At 61.6% G+C, this 17,034-nt stretch carries 17 protein-coding genes; 5 read left to right on the forward strand and 12 right to left on the reverse strand.

Annotated elements, in window-relative coordinates; translation table 11 throughout:
• Positions 1 to 58: 58 nt before the first annotated feature.
• The 12 genes from BLU75_RS15515 to BLU75_RS15570 form a co-directional block, all read right to left on the reverse strand.
• Positions 59 to 658: a nucleotidyltransferase family protein gene (locus BLU75_RS15515; RefSeq protein ID WP_084381239.1), complete on the reverse strand. Its 600-nt coding sequence runs from the start codon at positions 656 to 658 to the stop codon at positions 59 to 61.
• Positions 655 to 1,641: an XdhC family protein gene (locus BLU75_RS15520; RefSeq protein WP_084381240.1), complete on the reverse strand. Its 987-nt coding sequence runs from the start codon at positions 1,639 to 1,641 to the stop codon at positions 655 to 657. Before BLU75_RS15520 ends, BLU75_RS15515 begins: the two co-directional genes overlap by 4 nt.
• On the reverse strand, positions 1,641 to 3,962 hold the full coding sequence (locus BLU75_RS15525; protein ID WP_084381241.1) for a xanthine dehydrogenase family protein molybdopterin-binding subunit: 2,322 nt from the start codon (positions 3,960 to 3,962) through the stop codon (positions 1,641 to 1,643). The genes BLU75_RS15520 and BLU75_RS15525 overlap by 1 nt, the downstream gene beginning before the upstream one ends.
• On the reverse strand, positions 3,959 to 4,429 hold the full coding sequence (locus BLU75_RS15530) for a (2Fe-2S)-binding protein (RefSeq protein ID WP_084381242.1): 471 nt from the start codon (positions 4,427 to 4,429) through the stop codon (positions 3,959 to 3,961). Before BLU75_RS15530 ends, BLU75_RS15525 begins: the two co-directional genes overlap by 4 nt.
• A gap of 225 nt (positions 4,430 to 4,654) precedes the next feature.
• Positions 4,655 to 5,674, reverse strand: a complete 1,020-nt coding sequence (gene murB, locus BLU75_RS15535) for a UDP-N-acetylmuramate dehydrogenase (protein WP_084381243.1) — start codon at positions 5,672 to 5,674, stop codon at positions 4,655 to 4,657.
• The gene (locus BLU75_RS15540; RefSeq protein WP_084381244.1) at positions 5,671 to 6,135 is read right to left on the reverse strand and encodes a low molecular weight protein-tyrosine-phosphatase; all 465 of its coding nucleotides are present in this window, start codon (positions 6,133 to 6,135) and stop codon (positions 5,671 to 5,673) included. Before BLU75_RS15540 ends, murB begins: the two co-directional genes overlap by 4 nt.
• Positions 6,135 to 6,899, reverse strand: a complete 765-nt coding sequence (gene kdsB / locus BLU75_RS15545; RefSeq protein WP_084381245.1) for a 3-deoxy-manno-octulosonate cytidylyltransferase — start codon at positions 6,897 to 6,899, stop codon at positions 6,135 to 6,137. Before kdsB ends, BLU75_RS15540 begins: the two co-directional genes overlap by 1 nt.
• Complete coding sequence (locus BLU75_RS15550; RefSeq protein ID WP_003174668.1) at positions 6,896 to 7,081, reverse strand: Trm112 family protein; 186 nt, start codon at positions 7,079 to 7,081, stop codon at positions 6,896 to 6,898. Before BLU75_RS15550 ends, kdsB begins: the two co-directional genes overlap by 4 nt.
• Before the next feature lie 24 nt (positions 7,082 to 7,105).
• Positions 7,106 to 8,116: a tetraacyldisaccharide 4'-kinase gene (gene lpxK / locus BLU75_RS15555; protein ID WP_084381246.1), complete on the reverse strand. Its 1,011-nt coding sequence runs from the start codon at positions 8,114 to 8,116 to the stop codon at positions 7,106 to 7,108.
• Positions 8,116 to 8,544 (reverse strand): ExbD/TolR family protein, encoded by a 429-nt coding sequence (locus tag BLU75_RS15560; protein ID WP_084381247.1) that lies wholly within the window; start codon positions 8,542 to 8,544, stop codon positions 8,116 to 8,118. The genes lpxK and BLU75_RS15560 overlap by 1 nt, the downstream gene beginning before the upstream one ends.
• Positions 8,541 to 9,176: a MotA/TolQ/ExbB proton channel family protein gene (locus BLU75_RS15565; RefSeq protein ID WP_165447450.1), complete on the reverse strand. Its 636-nt coding sequence runs from the start codon at positions 9,174 to 9,176 to the stop codon at positions 8,541 to 8,543. Before BLU75_RS15565 ends, BLU75_RS15560 begins: the two co-directional genes overlap by 4 nt.
• A 75-nt stretch (positions 9,177 to 9,251) precedes the next feature.
• Positions 9,252 to 11,507: a DNA internalization-related competence protein ComEC/Rec2 gene (locus tag BLU75_RS15570; RefSeq protein ID WP_111769976.1), complete on the reverse strand. Its 2,256-nt coding sequence runs from the start codon at positions 11,505 to 11,507 to the stop codon at positions 9,252 to 9,254.
• A gap of 135 nt (positions 11,508 to 11,642) precedes the next feature.
• Here BLU75_RS15570 and BLU75_RS15575 point away from each other — a divergent pair, with 135 nt between their 5' ends.
• The 5 genes from BLU75_RS15575 (at position 11,643) to BLU75_RS15595 (ending at position 17,025) form a co-directional block, all read left to right on the forward strand.
• Positions 11,643 to 12,158, forward strand: coding sequence for a DUF2062 domain-containing protein (locus BLU75_RS15575; protein ID WP_084381248.1), 516 nt, complete (start codon positions 11,643 to 11,645; stop codon positions 12,156 to 12,158).
• A gap of 181 nt (positions 12,159 to 12,339) precedes the next feature.
• A complete protein-coding gene (locus BLU75_RS15580; RefSeq protein WP_084381249.1) occupies positions 12,340 to 15,099 on the forward strand; it encodes an ATP-binding protein in 2,760 nt (919 codons plus the stop codon).
• 23 nt (positions 15,100 to 15,122) lie between these two features.
• On the forward strand, positions 15,123 to 16,112 hold the full coding sequence (locus BLU75_RS15585; protein ID WP_090221500.1) for a 2-hydroxyacid dehydrogenase: 990 nt from the start codon (positions 15,123 to 15,125) through the stop codon (positions 16,110 to 16,112).
• A 71-nt stretch (positions 16,113 to 16,183) separates the two neighbouring features.
• Entirely contained in the window at positions 16,184 to 16,624 is a 441-nt protein-coding gene (locus BLU75_RS15590) for a hypothetical protein (RefSeq protein ID WP_084381251.1), read from the forward strand.
• Positions 16,621 to 17,025: an META domain-containing protein gene (locus tag BLU75_RS15595; RefSeq protein WP_084381252.1), complete on the forward strand. Its 405-nt coding sequence runs from the start codon at positions 16,621 to 16,623 to the stop codon at positions 17,023 to 17,025. The genes BLU75_RS15590 and BLU75_RS15595 overlap by 4 nt, the downstream gene beginning before the upstream one ends.
• Positions 17,026 to 17,034 lie beyond the last annotated feature (9 nt).

The raw sequence follows: 17,034 nt of genomic DNA on the forward strand, positions 1-17,034 counted from the left end.
GGCGGGGCTTTTTTATGCCGCATTGCTTACCTTGAAATGACTCCCGCGACTCAACCCATCACGCAGGCCCGATGGGTTTGAAGTCCAGCCGCTGTGGCACATCCACATCCCACAGCACGCCCGGATCACCCACCTGCACTTCCCGCACCGTGGCTCCGGCGAACAAGGCTTTCGCTCCACGGTCTCCGGAAAGTGCCATCAAGCCCGGCCCGAACGCGCGACCAAACCCCACCGGGTGCCCATGGCTGCCGCCCTGAACCGGAACGCAGATGCCATGCGCCTGCAGTCCTTCGATCACGCGTTCAACACTCGATGGCAGCACAAACGGCATATCCCCCAGCAGCACCAGCCAACCGTCCGATGAGCCGCTGGCTGTCACGGCTGCCGCGAGGCTATCGCCCATGCCGGACGAGTCCAGCAGCACGACCTCGCATCCGTAGTGCTGCGCCAGGCGTATGACTTCGGTGCGCTCCGGGCGGGTCACCAGGCAGCGTTTTTTCACGCTGCACGGCAGGTTCACCAACACCTGCTCAATCACCGGTCGCGTAACGCCATCGAGACCTACGCAGGACGCCAGCAACTTGTCCTGACCCGCCACCGCCCGAAAACGGCTGCCCTGCCCCGCCGCCAGTACGATCACGGCGATTGAGTCGGTCAACTGACTGCCACCGACAACGGTTTTTTCTGCACCGCGACGATCCCGTTCTTGATCGCAACGATCTCCGCCATCAGCGACAACGCGATCTCTGCCGGCGTATGACTGCCAATATATAAACCAATCGGGCCGTGTAACCGCGCAATAGCCTGCGCGGCCATACCGAGCGCCGCCAGGTTTTCCCGCCGTTTCTGGCTGTTGACCTGCGAACCCAGGGCGCCAATGTAGAAGGCGCTGGAATTCAATGCGGTCAACAGCGCCATATCATCCAGTCGCGGATCATGGGTCAGGGCAACAACCGCGGTGCGCTCGTCGGTCTGGATAGCGAGCACCGCCTCATCGGGCATACCGGGCACGAAACGACCGTGCTGCTCCTCCCAGCCGTAGACGAATTCCTTGCGTGGATCGCAGATCAGCACTTCAAAATCCAACAACCGCGCCATTTCTGCCACATAACGCGACAGTTGGCCGGCCCCGATCAGCAGCAGACGCCAGCGCGGACCGTAAATAGCGCGCAAGCACTTACCGTCAAAACTCAAGGTGTCGGTTTTGCCTGCGCTACTCAAGGTCACTTCACCGGTCGCCAGGACCAGCTCGCGGGCCACAATCTCGTGCGCTTCACAACGCGTCAACAACTCGGCCACCCAGGCCGGATCGCTCACCCGCTCCTCGGTCAGACGCAAGGTCCCGCCACATGGCAGACCAAAACGGGCCGCCTCGTCGCGAGTGACGCCGTAGGTCACCAACTGCACCGGCGGCCCCTCTTCCGGCAAACGGCCATCCTGCAAACGGGCAATCAGATCATCCTCGATGCAGCCACCGGACACCGAACCGATCACCACGCCATCGCCGCGCAGGGCCAGCATGGCTCCCGGCGGACGCGGCGCGCTGCCCCAGGTCTGAACCACGCTGTACAACATCACACGATGCCCGGCGCGGCGCCATTCCAGCACGCTGCGCAAGACATTCAGGTCGACACTGTCCATCAGGCCTTAGTCTCTTGCTGCCAACCTTGTAATTGATAACGGACTGGCAAGTTACGGACCCGCTTGCCGGTGGCGGCAAAGATCGCATTGCACAGCGCCGGCGCAATCGGCGGCACACCCGGCTCCCCCACGCCACCCAACGGCACGTCACCTTTTGGCGTAACCAGATGCACCGCGATTTCCTTGGGCGCCAGCGACATGCGCGCGATTTCGTACATGTGGAAGTTATCCTGCTGGACCTTGCCATCCTTGAAGCTGATTTCGCCGAGTACCGCGTTACCCAGGCCCATGACGCAGGCCCCTTCGAACTGCGAGCGGATGCGTTCCGGGTTGATCTGCGGGCCGCAATCCACGGCGATGTCGGCCTTGTGGACGATCAGGGTGCCATCGTCCTTGACTTCCACCTCGATCACCGCCGCCACATACGTGACGAAGCTGTAATGCACCGCCAGCCCCAGGCCACGCCCCTTGGGCAACGTACGACCCCATCCGGCGCCCTTGGCGGCCGTTTCCAGCACACCACGCAGGCGCGCGGTGTCGATGGGATAACGCTCGGGCGACTCACCGTAGTTCCACTCTTCACTCAAGGTTCGCGGATCGATCTGACGATCCGGTCCTAACAACTTGAGCTGATACTTCAACGGATCCTGGCCGGCCTTGTGGGCCAATTCATCGACAAAGCTCTGAATCGCAAAACCGTGGGGGATGTTCGATACCGAGCGGTACCAACCCACCCGCGTGAATGCGGTGGCTTCCGGGTTTTCCAGGCGCACGTTGGGAATCGCGTAGGCCATGTTGGTGAACCCCATGCCCAACTCAAACGCCGCTTCGTGATTCATGCCCGGCGCAAACAGCGCGGTGATGCTCGGCGCCACGGTGCGATGCAGCCAGGCAGCGGGCATGCCGTCCTTGTTCAGGCCGGCCTTGAGGTATTCAGCGGAAACCGTGTGGAAGTACGAGTTGTGAATATCGTCCTCCCGGGTCCATTGCACCCGCACTGCCTTGCCAGGAAACTCCTTGGCCAATATCGCGGCTTCGACGATAAAGTCCGGTTTCGACTTGCGACCAAAACCGCCGCCCAACAGAGTGACGTGGATCGTGACGTTATCGAACGGCACGCCCAGGCGCTCGGCAACCCGCTCGCGGGTCACTTGCGGTGCCTGGCTCGGTGCCCAGGCTTCGCAGCGACCGTCTTGAAAACGCGCAACGGCGACCATGGGTTCCATCGGTGACTGGGCCAGGTGCGGCAGGTAATACATGGCGTCGAGGGTGCTATCGGCATCGCTCAAAGCCTGATCGATGTTCCCGGTATTGCGCACGGCTTTGCCGGGGTTCCGGGCCGCGGTTTCCAGCGTCTTGCGGTATTCGACGGAGTTGTAACTGGCGTTGGCGCCGTCGTCCCAGACAATCTGCAAGGCTTCGCGGCCCTTGATCGCCGCCCAGGTATTGCTGGCAACCACCGCCACGCCACCCAGCGGCTGGAACTCCGACGGCAGCGGCCGGCTTTCGATTTCCAGGACCTTGAGCACCCCAGGGACTTTCAGCGCTGCGCTGGCATCGAAGGATTTGACCTTGCCGCCATACACTGCCGGCCGCGCAATAGTGGCGTACAGCATGCCGTCGAAATGCACATCGGCGCCATACACCGCCCGGCCGTTGACAATATCCGCACCGTCGATGGCCTTGGTCGCCTCCTTGCCGATATACCGGAACTGCGAAGGCTGCTTGAGTCGCAGGCTGTCGCGCGCCGGCACCGCCAGCGCTGCGGCGGCGGTGGCAAGGGCGCCATAACCCAGTTCGCGGCCACTCTTTGAGTGAACCACTTTGTGCAACTGCGCCCGGCACTCACCCACCGGGACGTTCCATTGCTCGGCGGCAGCCTGCTCCAGCATAGTCCGCACGGCAGCGCCGCAACGCCGCATCGGCTCGTACCAATGCCGCATGCTGCGCGAGCCATCAGTGTCCTGGTTACCAAAGCGCACCTCATCAGCGGGTGCCTGCTGGACTTTCACCCAGGCCCAATCGGCCTCCAGTTCGTCAGCCACCACCATCGTCAGGCTGGTACGCACCCCTTGGCCCATTTCCGAGCGGTTGCAGATCACGGTGACAGTGCCATCCGTCGCGATGCTGACGTAGACCTTGGGGTCATCGATCACGCCGTTGGGCATTGCATCCGCGCCGTATTTTTTTACCTCTTCGGCAAACGCATCCGGCACGCCCCAACTGGCGGCGACTATCAAGACGCCAGTGGCGCCGGCACCCTTGAGGAACCCACGGCGGCTGAGGTTATTCAGGGCAAAATTTTCCGGTAACTGGCTCATGCCTTGGTCCCCTGCAGATGAGTTGCGGCCTGACGGATGGCGGTCTTGATCCGGTTATACGTGCCACAACGACAGATATTTCCGACCATGGCTTCCTCGATTTGCGCATCGCTGGGGTTGGGGTTGGTCTTCAACAATGCGGTGGCCGACATGATCTGCCCACCCTGGCAGTATCCGCATTGGGCGACGGCCGTATCCAACCAGGCTTGCTGGACTACCTGGCCCACCGGGTCGCTGTGCAGGTTGTCGATGGTGCTGACGTTCTGGCCGATGACTGATCCGATCGGCGTGATGCAACTGCGAGCCGGCGCGCCGTCGATATGGATGGTGCACGCACCGCACAGGCCCATGCCGCAACCGAATTTGGTGCCGTTATAACCCGCGACATCGCGGATCGCCCACAGCAGAGGCATGTCCTCGGTGACATCCAGTTGATGATCTTGACCGTTGAGCTTGAGGGTAATCATGGGCACGCCCGCATAGTAAATAGGTTATGGGGTCGAGCTATCTGGTCGGTTCACGCAGATGGCTCAGGCTAATCGGGCTCTCTTGTGAAGACAGGTCTTCACCGGGCCTTTGATAAACAGGATCTATAACACAATAAACAGACATCGTTAGTCGGCCAAGTTAACCCGACATTAACAAAAAAGCCCTGCAATACAGGGCTTGGTTCAGCAATCAGCAAGCGTAGTTCAATAACGATTGGGCTCCATTTCCAATTCCACCTTGAATCGTTGGGCAATGTCCTGCTGGATGCGCTGCGCCAGGTCGGCAATTTCCTCGCCGGTGGCCGCGCCATAATTGACCAGCACGAGCGCCTGCAGGCTATGCACGCCAGCGTCACCGTCGCGAAAGCCCTTCCAGCCAGCCTTGTCGATCAGCCAACCAGCGGCCAGTTTCATCTGTCCATCGGCCTGAGGGTAGGCCACCAGATCCGGATACAGGCCCTTCAACTCTGCGGCCAGCGCCGGGGAAACCAACGGATTCTTGAAGAAACTGCCGGCGTTGCCCAACTGCGCGGGGTCCGGTAGTTTTTCACGGCGAATACTGCAAATGGCCCGGCTGACATCGCTCGGGGTGGCCTGGGTGATCCCTTGTTCGGCCAGGCGTTGTTGCACCGGGCCATAATCGAGCTTGAGGTGGGCGACGCGACTCAAGGCAAAACGCACCCGCAGGATCAGCCAGCGTCCGACTTCATGCTTGAACAGACTGTCGCGGTAACCAAAATTGCATTCAGCCAGGTTGAAATCCCGCAACTCGCCGGTCTGGCGATCCAGGGCGGTCAACCCGACAAATACATCCTTGATCTCGACACCGTAGGCACCAATGTTCTGCATCGGTGCCGCGCCGACAGTGCCGGGAATCAGGCTGAGGTTTTCCAGGCCGGAAAAGCCCTGTTCCAGGGTCCACAGCACGAACGGGTGCCACGCCTCGCCAGCCTCGGCTTCCACGACCACCTGGCTGCCGTCGTCCTGCAGCACCCGAATGCCCCGGGTTGCCATGCGCAACACCAACGCCGCAATGTCCCGGGTCAGCAGCAGGTTGCTGCCGCCGCCAATCACCAGCAACGGCAGTTGCTGCACGGCCGCATACGCCAGGGCTTCGCGCACATCCGCATCGTTGCGCGCCTGCGCGAACAGCTGGGCACGCACATCGATGCCAAAACTGTTGAAGGCTTTCAGGGACACCTGCGCCCGCATGTCCAAGGTCATAGGCGTCCCTTCAATTCGATCACCAACTCATCACATGCCGCCTCGATCAGGTCCAGGACCCGCTCGAAACCTTGCTCACCGTCGTAATACGGGTCCGGTACTTCGTCCACCGACGAGTCGTAGCGGCGCAGCAACAAATCCAGCTCGGCCTTGCCCTGGGCGGGTTGCATCGCCTTGAGGTTGCGCAAGTTGCTCTGGTCCATGGCGAGAATCAGGTCATAACGGGCAAAATCAGCACGCGAGACTTGCTGGGCACGCTGGGCCGACAAGTCATAGCCGCGCCGTGACGCTGCCTGTTGGCTACGCGTGTCGGGTGGTTTGCCGACGTGCCATTCACCGGTGCCGGCGGACGCCACTTCAACCCGGCCCTGCAGCCCGGCTTCACGCAGTTTGTGCCGCAGCACGCCTTCGGCGGTAGGCGAGCGGCAGATATTGCCCAGGCAGACAAACAGAACTTCCATCAAGCCCCCAGCAGGCGGCGGACGCGCTCCAGGTCTTCCAGCGTATCGACTCCCGCGGGCGGCGCTTCCAGGGCATCGCCCACGTGAATTCGCACACCGTGCCAAAGGGCGCGCAGTTGCTCCAGGGATTCGGTGTTTTCCAGCCAGCAAGGCCCCCAATTGACGAAGTCCTGGAGGAAGCCGGCGCGGTAAGCGTAGATGCCGATGTGACGACGATAGGGTACGCCCACCGGCAACACATCAGGGTTTTTCGCAAAGTCGTCCCGCGCCCAAGGCAGCGTCGAGCGACTGAACGTCAAGGCCAGTCCGTTGATATCGCTGACCACTTTCACCACGCTCGGGTTGAACAGGGTTTCAATGTCTTCGATCGGTTCGGCCAGGGTCGCCATGCGCGCTTCGGCGTGAGCCGCCAGGTTCGCCGCCACCTGATCGATGACGCTGGGAGGAATCAGCGGTTCATCGCCTTGTACGTTGACCACAATAGCGTCCTCTGCCAGCCCCAGGTGCGTGGCGACTTCGGCCAGGCGATCGGTGCCGGAATTGTGGTCTTCACGGGTCAGCACCGCTTCGGCACCAAAGCCCTGGCAGGCCTGGATAATCCGCACATCATCGGTGGCTACCACCACGCGCTGGGCGCTGCTTTTACAAGCCTGCTCCCAGACCCGTTGAATCATCGGCTTGTCACCGATCATCTGCAGCGGCTTGCCGGGCAGACGCGTCGAAGCGAAACGGGACGGGATGACAACGGTGAAGGCAGTGGTCATTTATCCAGGCGCTCGTCGGTGGTCAGGGTGCGGGCTTCGCTTTCCAGCATCACCGGAATGCCATCGCGGATCGGGTAAGCCAGGCCGGCACCTTTGCTGATCAGCTCGGTCTTGTCGGCACTGAGCTTGAGCGGGCCTTTGCAAATCGGGCAAGCGAGGATATCAAGCAGTTTGGTGTCCATGGGGATTTCCTGGAAAGAAGCGTTTTAAGGCAAAAGACGAGCGGGCAACAGACGCATCAGTTGCGTGTCGAACCAGGCGATAAACGCCGGTGACGGTGCCGCATCGACTGCAAGATACCACCAGTGCGCCTGGGCAAAGGCGCGGCACTTCACCGCGTCTTTTTCGGTCATGACCAGCGGCAGTGACGGCGTGAAATTCAGGACCTGCGCGCTGTAAGGCGCATGGTCGGCAAACGCGTGCGGTATCGGTCGCCAGTGTAGCGTTTCAAGCGTCGTGAAGAAACGTTGCGGGTTACCGATACCGGCGACCGCATGGATCTGCTGGCCCTGGGCAAAATGGTCCAGCGGCTGGCGCTCGCCGGTTTGCAGATTGACCAGCGCGCTGGGCACCAGACGAAAACCGAAGCCGTCTTCGCGATCCGCGCCGGCGCCGTTATAAAGCAGCGCATCGACGCTTTGCAATCGCTCGACCGGCTCGCGCAAAGGCCCGGCCGGAAGGCAGCGGCGATTGCCCAGGCCGCGGGCGGCATCGATCAGCACCAGTTCAAGGTCACGGGCCAGGCGGTAGTGTTGTAGGCCGTCATCGGACAGGATCAGGTCCAGGGGCTCGCTGGCCAATAAGGCTTGCACTGCGCGACCGCGGTCGGGATCGATCATCAGCGCTACGCCGCTGCGCTGCACGATCAACAGCGGCTCGTCACCCGCCACCTCGGCGCTGTGGCTGGCTTCAACCCGCCAAGGTAAGTGCGGTGGCTTGGCGCCATAGCCGCGACTGACCACGCCGACCCGCAAACCGCTGCGCTGGCAATGCTCGATCAACCAGAGGATCAAGGGCGTCTTGCCGGTCCCGCCGACGGTGATGTTGCCCACCACCACCAACGGCACCGGCGATTGATAGATCGTCCCTTCGCCAGCCAGAAAACGTTCGCGCTTACGCCTCACCACCCGGCGATAAAGCGATTCCAGCGGCTGCAGCAACGCGAGCGCCGGATGGCCGTCGTACCAGGCCTTGAGCAGACGATCGGAGAGAGCCATCAGGGTTGATCCGCCGCCTCGACCGTGGTCATGCGCAAATGGCTGAAACCCAGCTTGCCGGCAGCATCCATGGCAGTGACCACTGCCTGGTGCGGGGTCTTGCCGTCAGCACTGATCGACAGTGGGACTTGCGTGTCACCGTCGGACTCTTTCTGCAGTGCTTCCATCAGGCTGGCCAGATCGTTTTTCTCCAGCAACTGGTTATTGACCGAGTACACGCCTTCGGCGCTGATAACCACCTCAAGTTGCTTGATCTGCTGGTCTTCGGCCGGCGAGCCGCTGACGGCCTCGGGCAACTCGACGCGCAACTGGGTTTCCCGGGTGAAGGTGGTCGTGACGACAAAAAACAGCAACAGGATGAACACCACGTCGATCAACGACGCCAGGTTGATATCGACATTTTCCCGTGGCTTGCGGCGAAATTTCACGCTTTGCCCTCAACCAGATCGACATCGCGGTCGCCTTGCACCACCTCTACCAACTTGATGGCTTCCTGCTCCATGCCCACCACCAGCTCATCGATGCGGCGTTGCAGGAAACGGTGGAAAAACACTGCCGGGATACCCACCATCAGGCCTGCCGCCGTGGTGACCAAGGCTTTGGAAATACCACCGGCCAACACCGCGGCGTTGGTGGTCATGCCTGAGCCCGTGAACGAACTGAAAATATCGATCATGCCCAGCACGGTGCCAAGCAAGCCGAGCAACGGTGCCATCGCGGCGATGGTGCCCAAGGCATTGATATAGCGTTCCAGCTCATGAATGACTCGGGCGGCCGCTTCCTCGATGCATTCTTTCATGATCTCGCGACCGTGCTTGGAATTGGCAAGCCCGGCGGCCAGGATTTCGCCCAGGGGGGAATTGGCCCGTAGTTCCTTGAGTTTTTCCTTGTCCAGCTGTTTGTCCTTGATCCAGCGCCAGACCTGTCCCAGCAGGTGGTCCGGCGTCACGCGGCTGGCGCGCAGGGTCCACAGGCGTTCGGCGACGATGCCGAGTGCGGCGATGGAACTCAAAATGATCGGCAACATCATCCAGCCACCGGATTTGACCAATTCCCACACAGTGAATGCCCCTTCGAAAAAGTGCGCCACTTTAGCATACAGGCGGGCCAGGAAGGACCCGCCCACCCAAGAGCATCATGTTGCAGGCTGCTGTTTTTGGTAACGCCCAATGACCGGTGGACGCCAGAAACGACGCTGGCTACGCGCCGTGACCGGCGGATCGTCGGTGCCCAGGCGAAAGCGCACGGCGCCCTGCTCGGCGCTGTCATAAATGGCGCTGCCCACCTGATGATAACGTTCCAGCACTCGCGGGTGGGGATGACCGAAACCGTTGCCATGCCCACGGGAAATCAGCACCGCCGCGGGGGCCAGCCGTTGCAGAAACGGCCACGAGGAGGAGCTGCGGCTGCCATGATGAGGCGCTTGTAACCAATCGGTGCCGACGGCCAGGGGCGTGGACAGCAATGCCCGCTCGGCCTGGTGATCGATATCGCCAGTCAGCAGCAACCGCTTGCCACTGGCTTGTACCTGCAAGACACAGGACTTCTGGTTACCGCTAACGGCATCCGACCATTGCCACAGCTGAAACGTCACGCCGTCCCATTCCCATTGCTCACCGCTGGCACACGGTTGTGCCTGCAAAAACAGCGCAAGCCCCACGGTCTCCCCGCCCACCACCCGCTTGACCGGCAGCCCGCGGGCGACGGCCGCTGCGCCGCCCGCGTGATCGGCGTCGGCATGACTGAGCACCATCAAATCCAACTGTGTAACGCCCCATTTGCGCAACGACGGCAGCACCACCCGCGCGCCGAGATCGAAATCGCCAAGGCGCGGCCCGGCGTCATACAGCAAGGTGTGGTGGCGGGTACGCAGCACGATTGCCAGCCCCTGGCCAACATCCAGTTGCACCACCTCGACCTGTCCACGGGGAATGTCTTCACCGGGCACAAACACCGCCAACAGCAGCAAGGGCCATCCCAACAGACGAAAAGGAATGCCGGTGGGCATCAATAACAGCAGGGCTCCGATCAAGCTCAACAACCAGAATCCGAAGGGCATCTCGGCCGGGATCCAGGCGGGTAGTTGCCCCGCAAGCACGCCCAATGCCGTGAACAACCCGTTCAGCGCGCCGCCCGCCAACCACAGCAAACCACTTCCCAGCACCGGGACCGCCAACAACAGTGTTCCGAGCACTGCCAGCGGCAACACCACCACGCTGATCCAGGGTACGGCAAACAGGTTAGCCAAAGGGGCGCTCAGGCTGACCGGCAGGCCGAGCACCAGGATCAGTGGAAACAAACCAATCGCGATCAGCCACTGGGCGCGGGTCCAGGCGTGCCATACACGCCAGGGCCCCAGACGCCCGCTGAACGCCAGCACCAACACGGCCACCGCGGCGAATGACAGCCAGAACCCCGGCTGCAGACTGGCCAATGGCTCCATGACCAACACGGCATTCAGCGCCAGCAACAGTGGCCACCAGATGCCCAGGTGCCGAAATCGCAGGCGCCACAGCAACACCAGCCCGACCATCACGCAAGCCCGCTGCACCGGCACTTCAAAACCCGCCAACAGGCCATAAGCCAGCGCGGCGGCAAAGGCCAGCCCACAGGCCCAAGGCAGCCAGGGGATGCGCCTGGGCCACGCCCCGTAGCGGGCCAAACCAGCGACCAGGGCATAGATCAACCCGGACAACAGGCCGATGTGCTGACCCGAAATCACCAATAAATGCACAGTGCCGGTGTCCTGCAAAATACGCCAGTCCTCGCGCAGCAAACCGGAACCATCGCCCAGCACCAGCGCCGCCAGCCCGGCTTCCCGGCCTTGAGCGTCCACCGCTAATAGCTGCTGGCGGATCGAATCTCGCCAGGCGTGCCGGGCAGGCGCCAGACGCTGGCCGTCCTTGACCGATCCGGTCGCCCCCACACGCCGGGTCAATAACCAGGCCTGCTGGTCAAATCCGTGAAAATTGAGCAACCCGGACGGCCGCTTGAGGGTGACGGCCAAGCGCCAGCGCTCGCCACCCTGCACCGGCGGCCCGCCATGCCAGGTCAGACGAATGCGCTTGGGCAGTTTGGCTTTGCGCGAGCGGCCGTCGCTCAGCTCGAAACGCACCACGCCCTCTGTGTGCTGGGTCAGCCCCGTGACCCGCCCTTCCACCCACCGTGTCTGACCATCCAGCTCCGACGCGAGCCGATCATCCAGTGCCCACTGGGCGCTGAGGCAGGCCCAACCCAAGCCGAGTAAGAAAAAAGCCAACGGATACGTACGAAACGGTAGCATCATCAACGCGACGACCGGTAGGACCAGCAGCCAACCGACCGACGGCAACGCCGGCAGGAAACGCAAGGCAAGCAATCCCAGTGCGAGCGCGAACATCCCTGTGCGCATGGGTCATTCCTTGAAAGTGAACAGTCGAGTGTCAGCCCGGCCGCGCACCTGGATTATGATTTTTTGTCACAAAGTCTGAATTTCACGTTCACGGAATCCGGGCATACTTGTCCCTCGAACTGACCTGGACCCCTTATGCCACGGCGCTTATTCAAACGGTACATGCCCGATCCGACCAGCATCAGGGAACACAAATCCTTACGCTTTTTCGGCAAGCTGCTCCATGACCCCAACCTCTGGCACCTCAACCGACACTCGGTAGCGCGGGCCATGGCTGTAGGCTTGTTTGCCGCGTTCATCCCTATTCCCTTGCAAATGTTGCTGGCGGCCTTCCTCGCCATTTCCGTGCGCGGCAACATGCCCATCGCCGTAAGCCTGGTCTGGCTGACCAACCCCATCACCATGCCCGTCGTATTCTTCTGCACCTATATGACCGGTACGTGGCTGATGAACATACCGCCACGCAGCCTTCCCGACGAACTGACCTGGGAATGGATCAGCGGTCAGCTATCAACGATGTGGCAGCCGTTTCTACTGGGCTCGATTGTGATGGGCCTGGTGCTGGCGGCACTGGCGTACTGCCTGACCATGACCTATTGGCGCTGGTGGGTGGGTCTTCAGTGGAAAAAACGCAAACTGCGCAACCGCTAGCCACCTGCCCGGCGCCTTCCTTAATCGCCATTGCCCGATACCCGCGGTCGTCGAGGCACGCTCTTCACCTCATCTGATTATTTTGCGAGATTCCATGCTCCGCATATGGCTACACTGCGCAGGTGGTGCGGGCCGGATGCCTGCGTAGAATGTCGAAAACGGTGTGGTGCGGGAGAGTAGCGTGCTTAGAAGAATGGGGATAAAAGGCCGCGTACTGTTGCTGACCTTGTTGCCTACCAGCTTGATGGCGTTGCTTCTAGGGGGCTATTTTACCTGGATGCAGTTAGCGGACCTGCAGACCCAACTGCTCAATCGTGGCGAGATGATCGCCGAGCAGTTGGCGCCGCTGGTGGCTCCCGCGCTGGGCAGCAAGAACACCAAGCTGCTGGAACGAATTGCCACCCAGTCCCTGGAGCAAACCGATGTACGCGCCGTGTCTTTCCTGGCCCCGGACCGTTCGTCGCTGGCCCACGCCGGCCCGACCATGCTCAATGAGCCGCCTATCGGCAACAGTTCCCACCTGCTGCAACGTACCAGCAATGATGCCACCCGCTATTTACTGCCCGTGTTCGGCCGCCATCGCAATCTCGCCGGCGAGTTGATCCCCGATGAGTCCGACCGCCTGCTTGGCTGGGTCGAGCTGGAGTTGTCCCACAACGGCATGCTGCTACGCGGCTACCGCAGCCTGTTCGCCAGCTTGTTGCTGATCGCCATTGGCCTGATGTGTACCGCCGCCCTGGCGGTGCGCATGAGCCGCACGATCAACGCCCCCATCGGCCAGATCAAACAAGCAGTGGCGCAACTCAAGGACGGCAACCTGGAGACCCGCCTGTCACCACTGGGCAGCCAGGAGCTGGATCAACTGGCGTCGGGCATCAACCGGATGGCCGAAACCCTGCAAAATGCCCAAGAAGAATTGCAGCACAGTATCGATCAGGCCACCGAAGACGTACGCCAGAACCTGGAAACCATCGAAATCCAGAACATCGAACTGGACCTGGCCCGCAAGGAGGCGCTGGAAGCCAGTCGTATCAAGTCCGAGTTCCTGGCCAATATGAGCCATGAAATTCGCACGCCGCTCAACGGTATCCTCGGCTTCACACACCTTTTGCAGAAAAGCGAGCTGTCGCCCCGTCAGCTGGATTACCTGGGCGCCATCGAAAAGTCCGCCGATAGCCTTCTGGGTATCATCAACGAAATTCTCGATTTCTCGAAAATCGAAGCCGGCAAGCTGGTCCTCGACAGCATTCCGTTCAATTTGCGCGACCTGCTGCAAGACACCCTGACCATCCTCGCGCCCGCCGCCCACGCCAAGCAACTGGAGTTGGTGAGCCTGGTTTATCGTGATACGCCGCTGTCCCTGGTCGGCGACCCGCTGCGCCTCAAGCAAATCCTTACCAACCTGGTCAGCAATGCCATCAAGTTCACCCGCGAGGGCACCATCGTCGTCCGGGCGATGCTCGAAGATGAGCAACAAGACAGCGTGCAACTGCGCATCAGCGTCCAGGACACCGGCATCGGTCTGTCCAACCAAGACGTGCGAGCGCTGTTCCAGGCGTTTAGCCAGGCAGACAACTCACTGTCCCGGCAACCCGGTGGCACCGGGCTCGGGCTGGTGATTTCCAAGCGCCTGATCGAGCAAATGGGCGGCGAAATCGGTGTCGAAAGCACACCAGGGCAAGGTTCGGAGTTCTGGGTCAGCCTGAGCCTGCCGAAAACCCGCGACGATATCGAAGACCTACCTTGCGCGCCGCTGCTGGGTCAACGCGTCGCCTTGCTGGAAAACCACGATCTGGCGCGCCAAGCCCTGCAACATCAATTGGAAGACTGCGGCCTGGAAGTCCCCCCGTTCAACAGCCTGGAAAACCTCACCAACGGGATCACCAGCGCCCACCAGACCGAACAGGCAATCAACCTCGCGGTGCTCGGCATAACCGCTAATGACATTCCGCCAGAGCGCCTCAACCAGCACCTTTGGGATCTCGAGCATTTGGGCTGCAAAGTGTTGGTGCTGTGCCCGACCACCGAGCAGATGCTGTTCAGCCTGTCCGTGCCCAACCCCAACAGCCAGTTGCAGGCCAAACCGGCCTGCACGCGCAAACTCAAGCGCGTCCTGTCCGACCTGATCAGCCCACGGCCCTTGCGCAGCGACCCCGGGGAACCGTTGTCCAGCCGCGCGCCACGGGTGCTCTGCGTCGATGACAACCCGGCCAACCTGTTACTGGTGCAGACCCTGCTGGAAGACATGGGCGCCAAGGTCCAGGCGGTGGAAAGTGGCTACGCGGCCATCGAAGCGGTGAAAGATGAAACCTTTGACCTGGTGCTGATGGACGTGCAGATGCCAGGCATGGACGGGCGTCAAAGTGCCGAGGTGATTCGCCAATGGGAAAGCGAGCGCCCCGGCCACGGTACAGCGTTGCCCATTGTCGCCCTGACCGCCCACGCCATGGCCAACGAAAAGCGCGCGTTGCTGCAAAGCGGCATGGATGATTACCTGACCAAGCCCATCAGCGAACGGCAACTGGCCCAGGTGGTACTGAAATGGACGGGCCTGGCCTTGCGCAATCAAAACCTTGAGCGTAGTGCCGAAGGTACCGGCCCCACGGTACAACTGCCGGTGCTGGACCAGGAGGAAGGCTTGCGCCTGGCCGCCAGCAAGGCTGACCTGGCGGCGGACATGCTGGCGATGCTGCTCGCCTCCCTGCAAGCCGACCGCGAAGCAATCAGCGTCGCCCGTGCGGACAACGACAACCATGCCTTGATCGAACGGGTCCACCGCCTCCACGGTGCGACCCGCTACTGTGGCGTACCGCAGTTGCGCGCGGCCTGCCAGCGCGCCGAAACCTTGCTCAAGCAGGACGACGCCAAGGCCATGGCCGCTCTCGACGCCCTGGACATGGCGATTGCCCGTCTCGCCAGCGAGGCGCGGGTCAACGCTTGAGCCTGCCAAGAAAGGAACATTTGATGCGCATCATCCTCTTCAGCAGCCAGACCTATGACCGCGACAGTTTTCTGGCTGAACCTTTGCCAGCCGGCATGCAACTGCAATTTCAACCCGCACGCCTGAACCTCGACACCGTAGCCCTGGCAGACAGGCACGAGGTCGTCTGTGCCTTTATCAACGACGACCTCAGCGCCCCGGTGCTGGAACAGCTGGCCGCCGGCGGCACACGTTTGATCGCCCTGCGCTCCGCGGGCTACAACCATGTCGATCTGGCCGCCGCCAAACGCCTGGGGCTGACAATCGCCAGGGTGCCGGCCTACTCGCCTCACGCGGTGGCGGAGCACGCCGTTGCGCTGATCCTGGCCTTGAACCGCCGCTTGCACCGCGCCTATAACCGCACCCGCGACGGCGATTTCAGTCTGCATGGACTGACCGGTTTCGATCTGGTGGGCAAAACGGTCGGCGTGGTCGGGACCGGACAGATCGGCGCGACCTTCGCCAAGATCATGGCCGGCTTCGGTTGCACACTGCTGGCTTACGATCCCTATCCCAACCCACAGGTCGAAGCCTTGGGCACTCGCTACGTAAGCCTGGAGACGTTGCTGGGCGAGGCGCAGATCATCAGCCTGCATTGCCCGCTGACCACCGACAGTAGACACCTGATCAATGCGCAATCCCTGGCCCACATGCAGCCCGGCGCCATGCTGATCAACACCGGGCGTGGCGGCCTGGTGGACACGCCGGCGCTGATCGACGCGTTGAAGAACGGCCAGTTGGGTTATCTGGGGCTGGATGTCTATGAAGAAGAGGCTCAGTTGTTTTTCGAGGATCGCTCGGATCTGCCACTACAGGACGACGTACTGGCACGCCTATTGACGTTTCCCAACGTGATCATCACCGCCCACCAGGCATTCCTGACCCGCGAGGCGTTGGCGGCGATTGCCGCGACCACGCTGGCAAACATCGCGGCGTGGGCAACCGATCAGCCACAAAACCTGGTGCACGGATGATCAGCGGTAACATGCCGCGCGCATGATGAGCAGGCGCCCGTGATAGCATGCCGCGCCTATTTGGAGGATCCATGGCCGAACACGATTTCCGCTTCAGCTTGCTGAGCCCACAACACACCCTGATCGAATGCCGTGCCCTGGTGCCGGGCCGTTATCAAGTCACTGGCAACGGTGGCTCGATCAAGCACGGCGACGTGCTGATCGTCACCCTGCGCGGCAGCAAAACCCTGTCGATGCGACTGACTGTCGAGGGCGATGCACGTTACTCCATCCGCCCAGCCGGGCAATGGGTTGCCATGGCGCAAGGGCCGAAATTCGGCGAGCTGGAAATTCACACCTGGAACGTCAACTGCGACAGCTGCGACGCGGTGCTGGAGTTTGAGTTCTCGGTCGAGACCAAGCTGACCAAGGAGCCACTGCAACCGGCCGCCAACGCGCGAATCGCCGAGTTGGGCTGGAGCACCGACGGCGACAAGCACCGCTGCCCGAAATGCCGCAAGGCCGCTCAATGAAGCGCCTAGGTGTGCTCGCAGCACTGGCAGGCGGCCTTGCCGGCTGCGCCAGCGACGAGGTCAAGCTCACACAGGACCACAGCTACGTGGTGGAGTGGATTGGTGAACGACCACTGATGGATTACGCCCACCTGACCGTCACCCTCGGCGCCGATGGCCGGGCGTATGGCAATGGTGGCTGCAACCATTGGTTCGCACCGTACACCCTGGAGGGTGACACGCTCAGCTTTGGCAAGATTGGCAGCACTCGCAAACTCTGCCCAGAGGCGTTGATGGAGCAGGAACAGCGCTTTTTCAAGGCACTTGAGCGTGTACAGCGTTGGGATATTTCACCGATTCAGCAGACGCGTTTCTGGCCAGCCGAGGGGAAACCGTTGCGGTTGTGGTTGGAAGAAGGTTGATCTGACTCT

It is taken from the genome of Pseudomonas mucidolens (assembly GCF_900106045.1).
In the GTDB taxonomy this organism is placed as follows: Bacteria; Pseudomonadota; Gammaproteobacteria; order Pseudomonadales; family Pseudomonadaceae; genus Aquipseudomonas; species Aquipseudomonas mucidolens.